The sequence below is a fragment of the Streptomyces sp. DSM 40868 genome, assembly GCF_011820545.1.
Taxonomy (GTDB): Bacteria; Actinomycetota; Actinomycetes; order Streptomycetales; family Streptomycetaceae; genus Streptomyces; species Streptomyces eurythermus.
Genome location: NZ_CP050504.1, coordinates 6474220 through 6490340, shown reverse-complemented (window position 1 = coordinate 6490340; position 16121 = coordinate 6474220). Strand labels below are relative to the sequence as shown.

The 16121-nt window shown below is 72.9% G+C and carries 12 protein-coding genes and 1 riboswitch; of the genes, 3 read left to right on the top strand and 9 right to left on the bottom strand.

Annotated features, from left to right (window positions below):
- The first annotated feature begins 254 nt into the window (after window positions 1-254).
- Window positions 255-1046: a VOC family protein gene (locus tag HB370_RS29525; protein ID WP_030785320.1), complete on the top strand. Its 792-nt coding sequence runs from the start codon at window positions 255-257 to the stop codon at window positions 1044-1046.
- A 40-nt stretch (window positions 1047-1086) separates the two neighbouring features.
- Here the strand turns inward: HB370_RS29525 and HB370_RS29520 are convergent, their stop codons facing one another.
- The 4 genes from HB370_RS29520 to HB370_RS29505 all read right to left on the bottom strand — a co-directional run bounded on the left by HB370_RS29520 (window position 1087) and on the right by HB370_RS29505 (window position 6606).
- Complete coding sequence (locus HB370_RS29520) at window positions 1087-1737, bottom strand: thymidine kinase (protein ID WP_030785323.1); 651 nt, start codon at window positions 1735-1737, stop codon at window positions 1087-1089.
- Window positions 1738-1807: 70 nt separating this feature from the next.
- On the bottom strand, window positions 1808-3004 hold the full coding sequence (locus HB370_RS29515) for a nucleotide pyrophosphatase/phosphodiesterase family protein (protein ID WP_030785326.1): 1197 nt from the start codon (window positions 3002-3004) through the stop codon (window positions 1808-1810).
- Window positions 3004-3591 carry a DUF5998 family protein gene (locus HB370_RS29510; protein WP_223283776.1) on the bottom strand — a complete coding sequence of 196 codons (588 nt, stop codon included), beginning with the start codon at window positions 3589-3591 and terminating at the stop codon, window positions 3004-3006. The genes HB370_RS29515 and HB370_RS29510 overlap by 1 nt, the downstream gene beginning before the upstream one ends.
- Window positions 3592-3687: 96 nt before the next feature.
- Window positions 3688-6606, bottom strand: a complete 2919-nt coding sequence (locus HB370_RS29505) for a GNAT family N-acetyltransferase (protein ID WP_030785332.1) — start codon at window positions 6604-6606, stop codon at window positions 3688-3690.
- Window positions 6607-6782: 176 nt separating this feature from the next.
- Between HB370_RS29505 and HB370_RS29495 the strand changes: the two genes are divergently transcribed.
- Window positions 6783-7064, top strand: a complete 282-nt coding sequence (locus tag HB370_RS29495; RefSeq protein ID WP_030785334.1) for an HPr family phosphocarrier protein — start codon at window positions 6783-6785, stop codon at window positions 7062-7064.
- 241 nt (window positions 7065-7305) lie between these two features.
- Here the strand turns inward: HB370_RS29495 and HB370_RS29490 are convergent, their stop codons facing one another.
- The 4 genes from HB370_RS29490 to HB370_RS29475 form a co-directional block, all read right to left on the bottom strand.
- Window positions 7306-7992: a GntR family transcriptional regulator gene (locus HB370_RS29490; RefSeq protein WP_030785336.1), complete on the bottom strand. Its 687-nt coding sequence runs from the start codon at window positions 7990-7992 to the stop codon at window positions 7306-7308.
- A gap of 195 nt (window positions 7993-8187) precedes the next feature.
- A complete protein-coding gene (locus HB370_RS29485) occupies window positions 8188-8934 on the bottom strand; it encodes a M23 family metallopeptidase (RefSeq protein ID WP_030785338.1) in 747 nt (248 codons plus the stop codon).
- A gap of 12 nt (window positions 8935-8946) precedes the next feature.
- Window positions 8947-9107, bottom strand: a riboswitch (cyclic di-AMP (ydaO/yuaA leader).
- 254 nt (window positions 9108-9361) lie between these two features.
- Window positions 9362-10750 (bottom strand): pitrilysin family protein, encoded by a 1389-nt coding sequence (locus HB370_RS29480; protein ID WP_030785340.1) that lies wholly within the window; start codon window positions 10748-10750, stop codon window positions 9362-9364.
- Window positions 10747-12150 (bottom strand): pitrilysin family protein, encoded by a 1404-nt coding sequence (locus HB370_RS29475; RefSeq protein ID WP_037702059.1) that lies wholly within the window; start codon window positions 12148-12150, stop codon window positions 10747-10749. Before HB370_RS29475 ends, HB370_RS29480 begins: the two co-directional genes overlap by 4 nt.
- A 327-nt stretch (window positions 12151-12477) precedes the next feature.
- Between HB370_RS29475 and HB370_RS29470 the strand changes: the two genes are divergently transcribed.
- On the top strand, window positions 12478-14934 hold the full coding sequence (locus tag HB370_RS29470; RefSeq protein ID WP_030785345.1) for a DNA topoisomerase IV subunit A: 2457 nt from the start codon (window positions 12478-12480) through the stop codon (window positions 14932-14934).
- A gap of 50 nt (window positions 14935-14984) precedes the next feature.
- Here HB370_RS29470 and HB370_RS29465 read toward each other — a convergent pair whose 3' ends face one another.
- A complete protein-coding gene (locus HB370_RS29465) occupies window positions 14985-16052 on the bottom strand; it encodes a GTP-binding protein (RefSeq protein WP_244405671.1) in 1068 nt (355 codons plus the stop codon).
- Window positions 16053-16121 lie beyond the last annotated feature (69 nt).

Genomic DNA, 16121 nt, shown 5'->3' with positions numbered 1-16121 from the left:
GACAGGCTCGATCACGGTCCGTACGGGATCGAGCACATGGTGTACCACTGACGGACACCGTCGGCCATCGCCAAGATGGGGCGAAAGACGGCGGATCGGGCATCCTCTCGTAGGTACGGCGAGCGGCGCGGTACGGCCCCGCGGCACCCGGAGGATGCGGGGACCGGCACGGGCGTGCGCGCCGACGGCGCGGACACCCTTCCGGGGAGCGGAAGCGACACGGCCACCGCGAGGGGCCGGGGAGAGAGTGATCGATGACCGAGGCACGGGAGCCGGCCGGTCCGCACGCGCGGCGCCTGCCCGGCACACCCTGCTGGGTGAGCCTGATGGTGCACGGGCTGGATGCCACCGAGGAGTTCTACGGCGAGCTGTTCGGCTGGGAGTTCCGGCCCGGCCCGCAGCAGCTCGGCCCGTATGTGCGGGCGCTGCTCGACGGACGGGAGGTGGCGGGCGTGGGCCGGCTGCCGACGGACCGCCGGCTGCCGGTCGCCTGGACCCCGTACCTCGCCTCGGACGACGCGGACCGGACCGCCGACACGGTACGGCTGTGCGGCGGCACGGTGGCCGTCGGCCCGCTGGACGCCGCCGAGGCCGGGCGGATGGCGATCGCCGCCGATCCCTCCGGGGCGGTGTTCGGGATCTGGGAGGGCGTCGCGCATCCCGGGACGGCCCTGACCGGCGTGCCGGGCACCCCCGTGTGGAACGAACTGCTCACCTTCGAGACGGAAAGCGTCACGAAGTTCTACAAAAGCGTTTTTCCGTACGAGGAGGAGCCGGTGGTCTCCGCCGGTGACGACTGTCTGACCCTGCGTCTGGACGGCCGTCCGGTGGCCGGGCTGCACGGCGTGGGCCACGGCCTGCCCCCGGACCGGGGGCCGCACTGGCGGACGTACTTCGAGGTCGCCGACCTCGACGCGACGCTGCGCCGGGTGGCGGAACTGGGCGGCCGGGTCCTCGCACCGGCGTACGACGGGCCGCACGGGCGGGTGGCGACGGTGGCGGACCCGGAGGGCGCCGAGTTCTCGGTGATCCAGGGGCCGCGCTGAGCCCTCAGGAGGGCCGGTGATCCAGGGGCCGGGCCGAGCCTCAGGAGGGCGAGACGGGCAGTACGTCCGGGGACAGGGCCGCCGCGCGGGCCGTCGCGGCGGTCATCCGGCGCCGGTGGTGCCGGCGGCACAGCACCTCGTAGCCGACCTCGCCCGCGGACTGGTTGACGTCGCCGACGACCACCTGGGCACCCTCGACCACCATCTCGCCGTCTATCGTGCGGGCGTTGTGCGTGGCCCGGGCGCCGCACCAGCACAGCGCCTCCACCTGGAGCACCTCGATCCGGTCGGCCAGCTCCACCAGCCGCTGCGAGCCGGGGAACAGCTTGGAGCGGAAGTCGGTGGTGATGCCGAAGGCGAAGACGTCCAGGCCGAGATCGTCCACCACGCGCGCGAGCTGGTCGATCTGCTCGGGCGCCAGGAACTGCGCCTCGTCGGCGATCACATAGTCGGCCCGGCCGCCCTGGGAGAGGTGGTCCACGAGGTACGCGTACAGGTCCTTGCCGTCCTCGACCTCCACCGCCTCGGTGACCAGGCCCAGCCGGGAGGACAGCTTGCCCTCGCCCGCGCGGTCGTTCCGGGTGAAGATCACGCCCGCCAGGCCGCGCGCGGAACGGTTGTGCTCGATCTGCAGAGCCAGCGTCGACTTCCCGCAGTCCATCGTTCCGGAGAAGAACACCAGCTCGGGCATGAGGGGTTGAGCACCTTTCGGCGAAATCGGTGAAAAGGGAGGGCGGAAGGTCAGGTCAGGTCAGGTCAGGTCAGGAACGTACTTCGAGCAGCGGGACGAGCTGTTCCGCCGGGGTCATCGAGCCGTGGTTGCCGACCAGCGCCGACTCCTTGGGCTCCCGCTCGGAGGCGATGATCAGCACGTCGTCGTGCGCGGCGGCGATCACGTCCCCGATCCGGGGGTACACGCGCTCGTCGCACTCGCCGGGCCGCCCGAACCAGCCGGCCTCGATCGCCTCGTCCCGCGAGGCCACCCAGAACTGCTCGCCGAGCACCTCGCGCCACACGGCCAGCACGTCGTTCTCGGCGCCCGGCACCGCGTACACGTGCCGGGCCCGGCCCTCGCCGCCCAGCAGCGCGACACCGGCCCGCAGCTCCCAGTCCTCGTCGAAGTCGATGCGGTGCCGCTCGTCGAACGGCACGTCGACCATGCCGTGGTCGGCGGTGACGTACAGGGCGCTGCGCGGGGGCAGCTGCTCGGCCAGCCGCTGGGCGAGCCGGTCGACGTACATCAGCTGGCCGCGCCAGGTGTCGGAGGCGATGCCGTAGCGGTGCCCGGAGCCGTCCAGTTCGGCGTAGTACGTGTACACCAGCGAGCGGTCGCCGGCGGCCAGTTGCTCGGCCGCGAGATCCATGCGCTCCTCGCCGGTGAGCCGCCCGTGGAAGGTGCCGCCGCTGAGCGCGACCTTGGTGAGCGGAGTGTGCTCGAAGGCGGGCGAGGTCACCTGGGCGGTGTGCACCCCGGCCTGGTGGGCCAGCTGGAAGACGGTGGGGTACGGCTGCCAGGCGCCCGGTTCGGTGTACGGCTGCCAGCGGAGCTGGTTCATCAGCTCGCCGGTGGCCGGGTTGCGCACGGCGTATCCGGGCAGACCGTGGGCGCCGGGCGGCAGGCCGGTGCCGACGGAGGCGAGGGAGGTCGCGGTGGTCGCCGGGTAGCCGGCGGTGAGCGGGCGGCCGGTGCCGCCGCGGGAACTGCCGAGCAGCGAGGTCAGGAAGGGGGCCTCGTCCGGGTGGGCGGCGAGCTGCTCCCAGCCCAGGCCGTCGACCAGGAAGACGCAGACCCGGTCGGCGGGGGTCAGTTCGCCGATCGTGGCGGTCGGGCCGGGGACGCCGAGGCCGGCGGCCAGGGTGGGCAGCAGGTCGGCGAGGGAGCCGCTGCCGTACTCGGGCAGCGGCGCGGTGTCCAGGGCGAGGGGCTCCGGGTGGTCCCAGGCGGAGAGCTGGGACATCAGCGCGTGAGGTCCGCGGTCGCCTCCGAGATGGCCTGCGCGAAGGCGAGCGCCTGGCGCACCGTCTCCGGGCCGTCCCCGGCCTCGCTGACGCGCAGGCTGAGGTCGTCCGCCGTGGAACTGCCCGTGTAGCCGTGGTCGGCGTCGCAATTGGGGTCGCCGCAGGCGGCGGGCTCCAGGTCGATGCGGTTGACCGCGCCCCAGCCGATGGTCAGCACCACCTCGCGGGGCAGCGTGCCCGGCGTGTACTGCTCGGGGTTGGCGACCACCCGGCTGACCACGACCGACGAGATCCGGTCGAGCTTCACGGACTCGGTGGAGGTGGTGGCGTACGGCGTCGGGGAGGTGCTGTCGGCGGCCTGCTCGTCGGTGTGGCTGACGATGAAGCGGTTGCCGGTGAGGACCAGCACGGTGACGTGCCGGCGGACCTCGTTCTGGTCGAACGTCGTCTCCTGGTGGACCAGGTACGACCGGACGGGCTCGCCGCCCACAGCGGCCTCCACCGCCTCGGCCACGAGGGCCGGGTAGTAGCCGCTGCGCTCGATCGCCGCGCGCAGCCCCTGGGTCGTCGTACTGGTCTTGGCCATGGCGTCCATCCTAATCCGTGGGCAGGGGCACTCCGGGCCAGTCGGACGGACCGGGGGCGGGTGTGGCCGGAGGGTTCCGGACGGCGGTGGGGCCGCTCAGTAGGCCGGCATCGTGCGCGGGCCGAGGTCGTCACGGGCGGGCGGGGGCGCGAGCCGTACCGTGGCGCCGAGGACGCTCACGCCGTGCGGGGCGACGACGACCGGCTCCAGGGTGACCGCGACCACCTCCGGGTGGTCGTCGACCAGCCGGGACACCCGCAGCAGCAGCTCCTCCAGGGCGGGGGTGTCCACGGGGGTGGAGCCGCGCCAGCCGAACAGCAGCGGTGCGGTGCGGATGGAGCGCACCAGCGAGGTCGCCTCCCGGTCCGTGACGGGGATGAGCCGGTGGGCCATGTCCCCGAGCAGCTGGGAGGCGGCACCGGCCAGGCCGAAGGACAGCACGGCCCCGGCCGCCGGGTCGATCACCGCGCGGACGACGGTGTCCACGCCCCGGGGCGCCATCGCCTGCACCACCGGCCGCAGCTCCTGCGCCGGCCCGAACAGCTCGGTCAGCTCGGCGTACGCCCGCAGCAGTTGTTCCTCGTCCGCGAGGTCCAGCCGAACCCCGCCCAGGTCGGCGCGGTGCCTGAGGTGCGGGGCGGTCGCCTTGAGGGCCACCGGGTAGCCGAGCTCGCGGGCGGCGTCCAGGGCGGCGCCCGGGCCGGGCGCGGGCAGGGCACGGCGCACGGGGATGCCGTACCGGCCGAGCAGCTCGCAGGTCTGCTCGGCGGAGATCGTGAGCCCTTCGCCCCGGGCGAGCAGCTCGCCGATCAGCCGGGCGGCCCCCTTCTCGTCGATGTCGTCGAACTCCGGCACCTTCCCCGGGTCGGCCGCCTCCCGCCGCCACCGCGCGTACCTCACGGCTTCGGCGAGCGCCCGCACCGCGCGTTCGGCCGCGGGGTAGGCGGGAATGAGACGGGGGCCGTCCTGTGGTGGCTGGTGCGCGGGGGATGCAAGGGGTGCGGGGGTTTCGGCGGCAGGAGCGAACGGCGGTGCCGCCGTCTCGCCCCACGGCCGTTCCGCTCGCGCACCCGGCACGTGGTCCGCGCGGCGGGCCGGAGGGGCGCCGGTCCCCACACCGGGCGTCTTGTCGGCGGCCCCCGGCGCCGTGCTCGTCGCGGCCGAGAGTGCCTGCGCCAGCCCGCCCAGCTCGACATGGACCACCAGCACCGGCTTGCCCGGCACCGCCGCCGCGGCCGACCGCAGTGCCTCCGCCAGTTCGGCGTCCCCCGGCGACCCTTCCCCGATCGCGGGGATCGCCGTGACGACGACGGCGTCGTTCGTGTCGTCGGCCAGTGCGCCGGCCAGCGCCCGGTGGAAGTCCGCCGCCGTCGCCCCGGTGGTCAGGTCCACCGGCCGGGCCGGCCGCAGCCCCTCCGCCACACACCGGTCGTACGTCAGCACGCCGAGCGACTCGGAGTTGCCGAGGATGGCCACGCGCGGTCCCGCGGGCAGCGGCTGGCGGGCGAGCAGCAGCCCCGCGTCCACCAGCTCGGTGATGGTGTCGACCCGGATCACCCCGGCCTGCCGCAGCAGCGCGGACACCGTCGCGTACGGCAGCCGGGTGGCGCGTACCGCGTGCCCCTGCGGGGCGGTGCCGGTGCCCTGCACGACGACCAGCGGCTTGGCCGCGGCGGTCCGCCGGGCGAGCCGGGTGAACTTGCGGGGGTTGCCGATGGACTCCAGGTACATGAGGACGACGTCGGTGTCCGGGTCGTCGTACCAGTACTGCAGGACGTCGTTGCCGGAGACGTCGGCGCGGTTGCCGGCGGACACGAACGTGGAGACGCCCGTGACGCCGGTCACCCCTCCCCCGCGCCGGTGCAGCCGGGACAGCAGGGCGATGCCGATGGCGCCGGACTGGGCGAAGAGCCCGATGCGGCCGGGGCGGGGCGGCTCGGGGGCGAGCGAGGCGTTCAGCCGGACGTCTTCGGCGGTGTTGATGATCCCGAAGGCGTTGGGGCCGATGAGCCGCATGCCGTGGGCGCGGGCGGCTCGGACGAGCGCGCGCTGCCGTTCGCGCCCCTCGGGCCCGCTCTCGGCGTACCCGGCGGACAGGACGACCAGCCCCTGGACGCCGTGCTCGCCGCACTCGGCGACCACGGCGGGCACGTGCTCGGCCGGTACGGCGACGACGGCCAGGTCCACGTGCCCGTCGATGTCGCGCACCGAGCGGTACGCGGGCACCCCGTCGATCTCCTTGAGATCCTCGGGGAAGGCCCTGTTCACGGCGTGCAGCGGGCCCGCGTAGCCGGCCTCGCGGATGTTGCCGAGGATGCTGCGGCCCACCCCGCCGGGGGCGCGTCCGACGCCGACGACCGCGACCGAGCCGGGCGCGAGGAGCCGCCGTACCGAGCGGGCCTCGGCGCGCTGTTCCCGGGCGTGCTGCACGGCCATGGACCGGTCGGTGGGTTCGAGGTCCAGCTCCAGGCGTACGACGCCGTCCTCGAAGCTGCGCTTCTGGGTGTAGCCGGCGTCCGTGAACACCTTGATCATCTTGGTGTTGGCGGGGAGCACCTCGGCGGCGAAGCGGCGGATGCCGCGCTCGCGCGCGACGGCCGCGATGTGCTCCAGGAGGGCGGAGGCGACCCCGCGGCCCTGGTGGGCGTCCTGGACCAGGAAGGCGACCTCGGCCTCGTCGGCGGGCGCGGAGGCGGGCAGGCCGTCGGTGCCGATGCGGTCGTAGCGTACGGTGGCGATGAACTCGCCGCCGATGGTGGCCGCGAGTCCCACCCGGTCCACGAAGTCGTGGTGCGTGAAGCGGTGGACGTCCTTGGCGGACAGGCGCGGGTACGGCGCGAAGAAGCGGTAGTACTTCGACTCGTCCGAGACCTGCTCGTAGAAACTGACCAGGCGGTCGGCGTCATCGACGGTGATGGGCCTGATGCGCGCGGTACCGCCGTCGCGCAGCACCACGTCCGCCTCCCAGTGGGCGGGATAGTGGTGCCGGTCCTGCCGGTCCGCCGAGGTGTGCATGGGCCCCAGCGTAAGGGTCGCGTACGACAACGGCGCGAGGCAGTCTATGGGGGCGACGCCGGACCGAGGCCGCGGTCCGGGGTCGCGCCGGAGCGGTCCTTCGGGCCCGCTCCGGGCACGCTTCACGGTATGGGAAACTGGTCTAGACAACCCTGAGTACTGAAGGGCAGCAACACATGGCTGAGCGCCGCGTCAACGTCGGCTGGGCCGAGGGCCTCCACGCCCGCCCCGCTTCTCTCTTCGTCCGAGCCGCCACGGCCACAGGCGTCCCGGTGACGATCGCCAAGGCCGGGGGCAACCCCGTCAACGCGGCCTCCATGCTGGCCGTCCTGGGTCTGGGCGCCCAGGGTGGCGAGGAGATCGTCCTCGCCTCCGACGCCGAGGGCGCCGAAGCCGCCCTGGACCGTCTGGCCAAGCTGGTCTCCGAGGGCCTGGAGGAGCTGCCCGAGACCGTCTGAGCACGACCGGGAAGCCGCGCCGTCCGCACCGGGCGGCGCGGCTTCCGCGTTCTCACCGCCACTCGGACCGGGGCGCCTACGGCTTTCCGGCCGGCCGAAATTCTCGCGGACCGTCCTGCCGACCTCGCCCATCCGGGCCCCCGCGACCGTGAATTTCCGGCACCGCGAAAAGGGCAGCCCGCGAAAAGGGCAGCGGAAAACACCGCCACCGAATAACCCTTCTTTGTATACGGTGCCCGTGTTAATGCCGCAGGCCCGACATGTTTACGGCATGTTGCGAAGTCCTCACACGCTCCCCGGCGACGGAAAAGCGCAGCCGGTGCGCGTCCGCCGCGCGCTCGGCGTGCAGGGCCGTCAGCGCCCGCGCGCGTTCACCGTCCCCGCGCGCCACCGCGTCCACGATCGCGCCGTGCTCCGCCCAGGACTCCACCGGGCTCACCGGGGGCTCCACCGCGTACATCCAGGCGATCTTGTGCCGCAGCTGGGTCAGCATCGAGGTCAGCGACGGGCTGCCGCAGGCCTGGGCGAGCGTCTCGTGGAACCAGCCGCCGAGCGAGCGCAGATCCTCGCTGTTGCCCTTCCTGGCCCGCTCCTGGCCCAGCCGGACCAGGCCGCGCAGCACCTTCAGATGGGCCTCCGTGCGCCGCTGGGCGGCCCGCGCGGCGCCCAGCGGCTCCAGCAGCGTCCGCATCTCCAGCACGTCGGCGGCCTCCTGCTCGGTCGGCTCGGCCACGCACGCGCCCGCGTGCCGGCGCGTCACCACGAACCCCTCGGCCTCCAGCGTGCGCAGCGCCTCACGGACGGGGACGCGCGAGACGCCGTAGCGGCGGGCCAGGACTTCCTCGGTGAGCCGGCTGCCGCGCTCGTAGACACCCGCGACGATGTCGTCCCGGACAGCGGTGCACACCGAGTGCGCCGGAATACGCATGACCGACCTCCGCCTTAATCCCCGTGAAACGCCGACGATGGACGCGTATCCCGTGACTCTATTCCAGCGGGCCGGAATTTCCGACGGCGGGCGGTAATCCATGGATATTTTTTGGACAACGAGTCCGGCGGACGGCGTGAAAAACGGCGAAAGCCCCGGCTCGGTGAGCCGGGGCCGCCGGAAACGCGCGGGGCGTCAGATGTGCACGCCGTGCCCGCGGAGGTAGGCGACGGGGTCGATGTCCGAGCCGTAGTCGGGCGTCGTGCGCGCCTCGAAGTGGAGGTGCGGGCCGGTGACGTTGCCCGTGGCGCCGGACAGACCGATCTGCTGGCCCGGCTCGACCTGCTGGCCCACCGTGACGCCGATGGACGACAGGTGCCCGTACTGCGTGTACATGCCGTCGGCCATCCGGATCACCACCTGGTTGCCGTAGGCGCCGCCCCAGCCGGTGGCGACGACCGTGCCGGCGCCCACCGAGTGCACCGTGGTGCCGCTGGCCGCGTGGAAGTCGATGCCGGTGTGCGAGCCGGAGGACCACAGCGAGCTGGAGGCCTGGTAGGCGGTGGAGACGTAGGAGTGCGCGATGGGGGCGACGAAGGTGTTCAGCCGGCGGCGCTCGGCCTCGCGCGCGGCGCGGACCCGCTCCTCCTCGGCCCGCTCGGCGGCGGCCTTCGCCGCGGCCTCCTCGGCCGCCTTGCGGTCGGCGGCCTGCTGCTGGGCGGTGGCCTGCGCGTCGATCTGCTCGGCGACGTCCTCGGTGGCGGCGAGGACCGGCGTGAGGCCGGTCTGGTCCACGGGGTTGTCGGCGGCGAGCGCCGGGGAGGCGGCGAGGGTGCCGATGACACCGGTGGTGGTCAGGGCCGCGACGCCGGCCGCCTGAGCGGTGGTGCGCTTGACCCGGCCGGGCTTGCGGTGCTTCCCGGTGGCGCACATGAACGCCATGAAGTGGCTGGTCCTTTCCTTCCCTCTCGCCTACCGGGTTAGCTGACGGGTTCGGAGCAGGAAGGTCTCCTACGGACCCCCTCGCTCGCGCGCGGGCGCCCGATTCACCCCAGGGACGGTGGGTCCCCGGCTCCCCTGGCTCGCGCCGTACGGGGACTCGGCGATGGCTGTCCGGTGCCGCGGGTGCGGCGCACTGCCTGACGAACAACCCGGATGACGCTACGGCGGCCCGCTTTCGATCCTCAAACGGATCCGGTGTTTTGTAGCGCATCCCACAGGTCAGACAGGCAACCTCCGCCCCAAAACGGGCATCTGAGGGACCGAGTGGAACAGCGTGGGGCCCTGACGGCCCGTAAGCCGTCAGGGCCCCACGCGCGCGTGCCGGATGCGCCGGGCCACGCGCGCGTGCGTCGGACGTGCCGGGCCGCTACTCGGCCGGCACCACGGTCACCTCACCGATGCCGAGCGCCTCGACCGGCGCCTTGATCTGGGAGGCGTCGCCGACGAGGACGGTCACCAGGCGGTCCACCGGGAAGGCGTTCACGACGGCCGCGGTGGCCTCCACGGTGCCCGTGGCGGCCAGCTGCCGGTACAGCGTCGCCTGGAAGTCGTCGGGCAGGTGCTGCTCGACCTGGTCGGCCAGGGTGCTCGCGACGGCCGCCGCGGTCTCGTACTTCAGCGGCGCCACACCGACGAGGTTCTGCACGGCGACGTCCCGCTCGGCGTCGGTCAGGCCCTCCGCCGCGACGGTGCGCAGCACCTTCCACAGGTCGTCCAGCGCCGGGCCGGTGTTCGGCGTGTCCACGGAGCCGCTGATGGCGAGCATCGCCGCGCCCGTGCCGTCCGGCGCGGACCTGAGGACCTGCCCGAAGGAGCGCACGCCGTAGGTGTAGCCCTTCTCCTCGCGCAGGACGCGGTCCAGGCGGGAGGTGAGGGTGCCGCCGAGGCAGTAGGTGCCGAGCACCTGGGCGGGCCACACGCGGTCGTGCCGGTCGGGGCCGACCCGGCCGATGAGCAGCTGCGTCTGGACGGCGCCGGGCCGGTCCACGATCACCACGCGCCCGGTGTCGTCGGCGGTCACCGGCGGCACCGGCCGCGGCTCGCCCGGGGTGCCGGTCCAGGCGCCCAGGGTGTCGCCGAGCAGCGCGTCCAGGTCGGTGCCGGTCAGGTCGCCGACGACGACCAGGGTGGCCGTGGCGGGCCGTACATGGCGGTCGTAGAAGGCACGTACGGCCGCCGCGTCGATCTTCTCGACGGTCTCCTCGGTGCCCTGGCGCGGCCGGGACATGCGCGAGGCCGCCGGGAACAGCTCCTTGGAGAGCTCCTTGGCGGCCCGGCGGGAGGGGTTGGCCAGCTCGTGCGGGATCTCGTCCAGGCGGTTGCGGACGAGCCGCTCGACCTCGCTCGGGGCGAAGGCGGGCGCGCGGAGCGCGTCGGCGAGCAGGCCGAGGCCCTTGGCCAGGCGGGAGGCCGGGACCTCCAGGCTGAGCCGGACGCCGGGGTGGTCGGCGTGCGCGTCCAGGGTGGCGCCCGCGCGCTCCAGCTCGGCGGCGAACTCCTCGGCGGAGTGCCGGTCGGTGCCCTCGGAGAAGGCACGCGCCATGATGGTGGCGACGCCGTCCAGGCCGGCCGGCTCGGCGTCCAGCGGCGCGTCCAGCAGCACCTCGACGGCGACGACCTGCTGGCCGGGGCGGTGGCAGCGCAGCACGGTCAGGCCGTTGTCGAGCGCGGTGCGCTCGGGGGCCGGGAACGCCCAGGGCTTGGCCTCACCGGGCTGCGGCTGGGGGTGGAACTCCATGGTGGCGAGCTCGGTCACTTGGCCGTCTCCTCGTTCTCGGTCTCGTCGCGGCCCGCCTCCACGGTCGCTTCCTGCTCGGGGTCCTCCGGGACGTCGGCGTCGGGGGCGGCCTCCGGGGACTTCGGTTCGTAGACCAGGACCGCGCGGTTGTCGGGCCGCAGACGGGCCGCCGCGACCTCCCGGACCTCCTCCGGGGTCACCTCCAGGACGCGCTGGACGGCGGTCAGGGCGAGCTGCGGGTCGCCGAACAGGACGGCGTACCGGCACAGTTCGTCGGCGCGGCCGGCGACCGTGCCGAGCCGGTCCAGCCACTCGCGCTCCAGCTGGGCCTGGGCGCGCTCCATCTCCTCGGGGGTGGGCCCCTCCTCCGCGAACCGGGCCAGCTCCTCGTCGATGGCGGTCTCGATCACCGGCACCTCGACGTCACCGGAGGTCTTCACGTCCAGCCAGCCCATGGAGGGCGCGCCGGCCAGGCGCAGCAGGCCGAAGCCGGCGGCGACGGCCGTACGGTCGCGGCGCACCAGGCGGTTGTACAGGCGGGAGGACTCGCCGCCGCCGAGGACGGTCAGCGCGAGGTCGGCCGCGTCGCACGCGCGCGTGCCGTCGTGCGGGAGCCGGTAGGCGGCCATCAGGGCGCGCGCCGGGACCTCCTCCACGACGACCTCGCGCTTCTGCTCGCCGATGACGTCCGGCAGGGAGCCGTCGCGGGGCGCGGGCTTGCCGTCGTGGGACGGGATGGAGCCGAAGTACTTCTCGATCCAGGCGAGGGTCTGCTCGGGGTCGATGTCGCCGACCACGGAGAGCACCGCGTTGTTCGGCGCGTAGTAGGTGCGGAAGAACTGGCGGGCGTCCTCCAGCGTGGCCGCGTCCAGGTCCGCCATGGAACCGATCGGCGTGTGGTGGTACGGGTGGCCCTCCGGGTAGGAGAGGGCGGTCAGCTTCTCGAAGGCGGTGCCGTAGGGCACGTTGTCGTACCGCTGGCGGCGCTCGTTCTTGACGACGTCCCGCTGGTTCTCCATGGACTCCTCGTCCAGGGCGGCCAGCAGCGAGCCCATGCGGTCGGCCTCCAGCCACAGGGCCAGCTCCAGCTGGTGGGCGGGCATGGTCTCGAAGTAGTTGGTGCGCTCGAAGCTCGTGGTGCCGTTCAGCGAGCCTCCCGCGCCCTGCACCAGTTCGAAGTGGCCGTTGCCCTTGACCTGTGCGGAGCCCTGGAACATCAGGTGCTCGAAGAGGTGGGCGAGGCCGGTACGCCCCTTGACTTCGTGGCGGGAGCCGACGTCGTACCAGAGGCAGACCGCCGCCACCGGGGTCAGGTGGTCCTCGGAGAGCACCACGCGCAGACCGTTGGCCAGGCGGTGCTCGGTCGCTGCCAGGCCCCCGGAGCCTGCCTCGGCTGTGGTCGTGTGACCCATGGGCATGTACGTCCCTTCGCGAGCGGAGGCGGTTGATGGAAACCGCGGTTGTGCTGCCGTTCCTGCCACTGTATGCAAAGCGTGCGGGGCCTTCGCGAAGTTCCCGCGGACGTACGCCGACAGCGGATCGCGTACGCTGCGTCGGACCCCTCCCCGGACGGTTGCCCGGCGCTGGGGCGCCCCCGCTCCCCGGTGCCGGGCCGGGCCGCCCGGACCGGGCCGTGCACGGGTTGTCAGTGCCTCGGTCCACAATGGTCGGCGTCAGATCCGTCAAACGCTTCAGCACCAAGCGCCCCGTAGGCGAGCGACCAGATCAGAAGGAGCCAGGCAGCGATGGCCCGCCGCAGCACGAAGACCCCGCCGCCCGACGATTCGTTCGAGGAGAGGATCCTCGACATCGACGTCGTGGACGAGATGCGTGGCTCCTACCTCGAGTACGCGTACTCGGTCATCTACTCGCGCGCCCTGCCGGACGCCCGTGACGGCCTGAAACCGGTGCACCGCCGGATCGTCTACCAGATGAACGAGATGGGCCTGCGCCCCGAACGCGGCTATGTGAAGTGCGCGCGGGTCGTCGGCGAGGTCATGGGCAAGCTGCACCCGCACGGCGACGCGTCGATCTACGACGCGCTGGTGCGCATGGCGCAGCCCTTCTCCATGCGCGTGCCGCTCGTCGACGGCCATGGAAACTTCGGTTCGCTGGGCAACGACGACCCGCCGGCCGCCATGCGGTACACCGAGTGCCGGATGGCCGAGGCGACGGGCCTGATGACCGAGTCGATCGACGAGGACACGGTCGACTTCGCGCCGAACTACGACGGCCAGGAGCAGGAGCCGGTGGCCCTGCCCGCCGCCTTCCCGAACCTGCTGGTCAACGGCGCCTCGGGCATCGCGGTCGGCATGGCGACGAACATGCCGCCGCACAACCTGCGCGAGGTGATCGCCGCAGCCCGCCATCTGATCCGGCACCCGAACGCCGACCTGGACGCGCTGATGAAGCACGTCCCGGGCCCCGACCTGCCCACCGGCGGCCGGATCGTCGGCCTGGACGGCATCCGGGACGCGTACGCGACCGGCCGCGGCACCTTCAAGATCCGCGCGACGGTCTCCATCGAGAACGTCACCGCCCGCCGCAAGGGCCTGGTGGTCACGGAACTGCCGTTCACGGTCGGCCCCGAGAAGGTCATCGCGAAGATCAAGGACCTGGTCAACGCGAAGAAGGTCCAGGGCATCGCCGACGTCAAGGACCTCACCGACCGCGAGCACGGCCTGCGCTTGGTCATCGAGATCAAGAACGGCTTCGTGCCGGAGGCGATCCTGGAGCAGCTGTACAAGCTGACCCCGATGGAGGAGTCCTTCGGCATCAACAACGTCGCCCTGGTCGACGGCCAGCCGCTCACCCTCGGTCTCAAGGAGCTGCTGGAGGTCTACCTGGACCACCGCTTCGACGTGGTCCGGCGGCGCAGCGAGTTCCGCCGCGGCAAGAAGCGCGACCGGCTGCACCTGGTCGAGGGCCTGCTGACCGCGCTGGTCGACATCGACGAGGTCATCCGGATCATCCGGTCCAGCGACAACTCGGCGCAGGCCAAGGAGCGCCTGATCGAGCGCTTCTCGCTGAGCGAGGTGCAGACGCAGTACATCCTCGACACGCCGCTGCGCCGGCTCACCCGGTACGACCGGATCGAGCTGGAGGCGGAGAAGGACAAGCTCACCGCGGAGATCGAGGAGCTGACCCGGATCCTGGAGTCGGACGCGGAGCTGCGCAAGCTGGTCTCGGCCGAACTGGCCGCCGTGGCGAAGAAGTTCGGCACCGACCGGCGCACGGTCCTGCTGGAGTCCGCCGCCACGCCGGTCGCCGTGCCGCTCCAGGTGGCCGACGACCCGTGCCGGGTGCTGCTGTCCTCGACCGGGCTGCTGGCCCGTACGGCGACCGACGCGCCGCTTCCGCGGGCGGCGGGCGGCAAGCGGGTGAAGCACGACGTGATCGTCTCGGCCGTGCGGACGACCGCGCGCGGGGTGATCGGCGCGGTGACCTCGGCGGGCCGGCTGCTGCGGATCAACGTGGTCGACCTGCCGCAGCTGCCCGAGCCGACGGCCGCGCCGAACCTCTCGGGCGGGGCCCCGCTGGCGGAGTTCGTCTCCCTGGAGGACGACGAGACGGTGGTCTGCCTGACCACGCTGGACGAGTCGTCGCCGGGTCTGGCGCTCGGCACCGAGCAGGGTGTCGTCAAGCGGGTGGTGCCCGACTATCCGTCCAACAAGGACGAGTTGGAGGTCATCACGCTCAAGGAGGGGGACCGGATCGTCGGCGCGGTGGAGCTGCGCACCGGCGAGGAGGACCTGGTGTTCATCACGGACGACGCGCAACTGCTGCGCTTCCAGGCCTCCATCGTCCGCCCGCAGGGCCGTCCGGCGGGCGGCATGACGGGCATCAAGCTCGCCGAGGGCGCGAAGGTGATCTCCTTCACGGCGGTCGACCCGGCCGCCGACGCGGTGGTGTTCACGGTGGCGGGCTCGCGCGGCACGCTGGACGACTCGGTGCAGACGACGGCCAAGCTGACCCCGTTCGACCAGTACCCGCGCAAGGGCCGGGCCACCGGCGGGGTACGCTGCCAGCGGTTCCTGAAGGGCGAGGACTGCCTGTCGCTGGCCTGGGCGGGCCCGGCGCCGGCGCTCGCGGCGCAGAAGAACGGCACCCCGGCGGAGCTGCCGGAGCCGGACCCGCGCCGGGACGGCTCGGGCACGTCGCTGCCGAAGACGGTGGCGGTGGTGGCGGGGCCGGTGCTGTAACCGGGTTCCGGGCGGGCCCCTGGGGCTCGCCCGGGGGTTCGCCCGGGGGTCTAGGCGGGCGGTTCCTCCACGTCGGCGTCCGCCTCGTCCGGTCCCTGTACGTAGCGCAGGACGCCCCACATGCCGTGCTCGTCGGCGTGCGGGGCGTCGTTCCCGCACGCCTCCAGTTCCTTGCGGAGCGCGTCCGCGTCGATGCCGGAGCCGATCAGCACGAGCTGGGTGAGGCGTTCGTCGCCGGGCGCCCAGGGTTCCGGGTAGAAGCGCAGGAACCGGCCGACGGCGTGCACGGCGTAGCGGTTGACCGTGTCGTACGGCCCGAAGTCGACGTAGCCCTTGATCCGGTACAGCCCCTCGGGCCTGCTGTCCAGGAACCGCATGAGCCGCCGGGGTTCCAGGGGGGCGGCGGAGGTGAAGGACAGGCTGTCGTAGCCGGTGTGCAGGTGCCCGGCGTGGTCCGGGTCGTCGTGGTCGTGCAGGTCGTCGAAGGACAGCTGGCCGACGCGCTCCTCGGTGGGCCGGCAGTCGAAGAGGAACTCGGGGTCGATCCGGCCGTAGGTGGCGGGGACGACGGCCGCGCGGTCGGTGAGCGAGCGGACGAGCCCCAGGATCCGGTCCGCGTCGCCGGCGCGGTCGAGCTTGTTGACGACGACCAGGTCCGCGAGGGCGAGGTGCCGGTCGATCTCGGGGTGCTTCGCGCGGGTGTCGTCGAACTCGGCGGCGTCGACCACCTCGACGAGACCGCCGTAGACGATGCCCGGGTGCTCGCTGGCGAGGACCATGCGCACGAGTTCGCGTGGTTCGGCCAGTCCGCTGGCCTCGATGACGATCACATCGATGCCGGCGGCGGGCGCGGCGAGCCGGTCCAGGTACAGATCGAGTTCGCTGGCGTCCACGGCACAGCACAGGCAGCCGTTGCCGAGTGAGACGGTCGAGTCGCCGAGGGCGCCGGCGACGGCCATGGCGTCGATCTCTATGGCGCCGAAGTCGTTGACGATGGCCCCGATGCGGCTGCCTCCGCTGCGGTGCAGCAGATGGTTGAGGAGCGTGGTCTTCCCGGAGCCCAGGAAACCGGCGAGTACGACGACCGGGATCTGCTGCGGGCTGCCGCCGCTTGCCAAGCTGTTCCCCAACGGGCGACCTCTCAGACGTACCAGCGCGCACCGGCTCGTGCCCGGTGCGCGGACGGG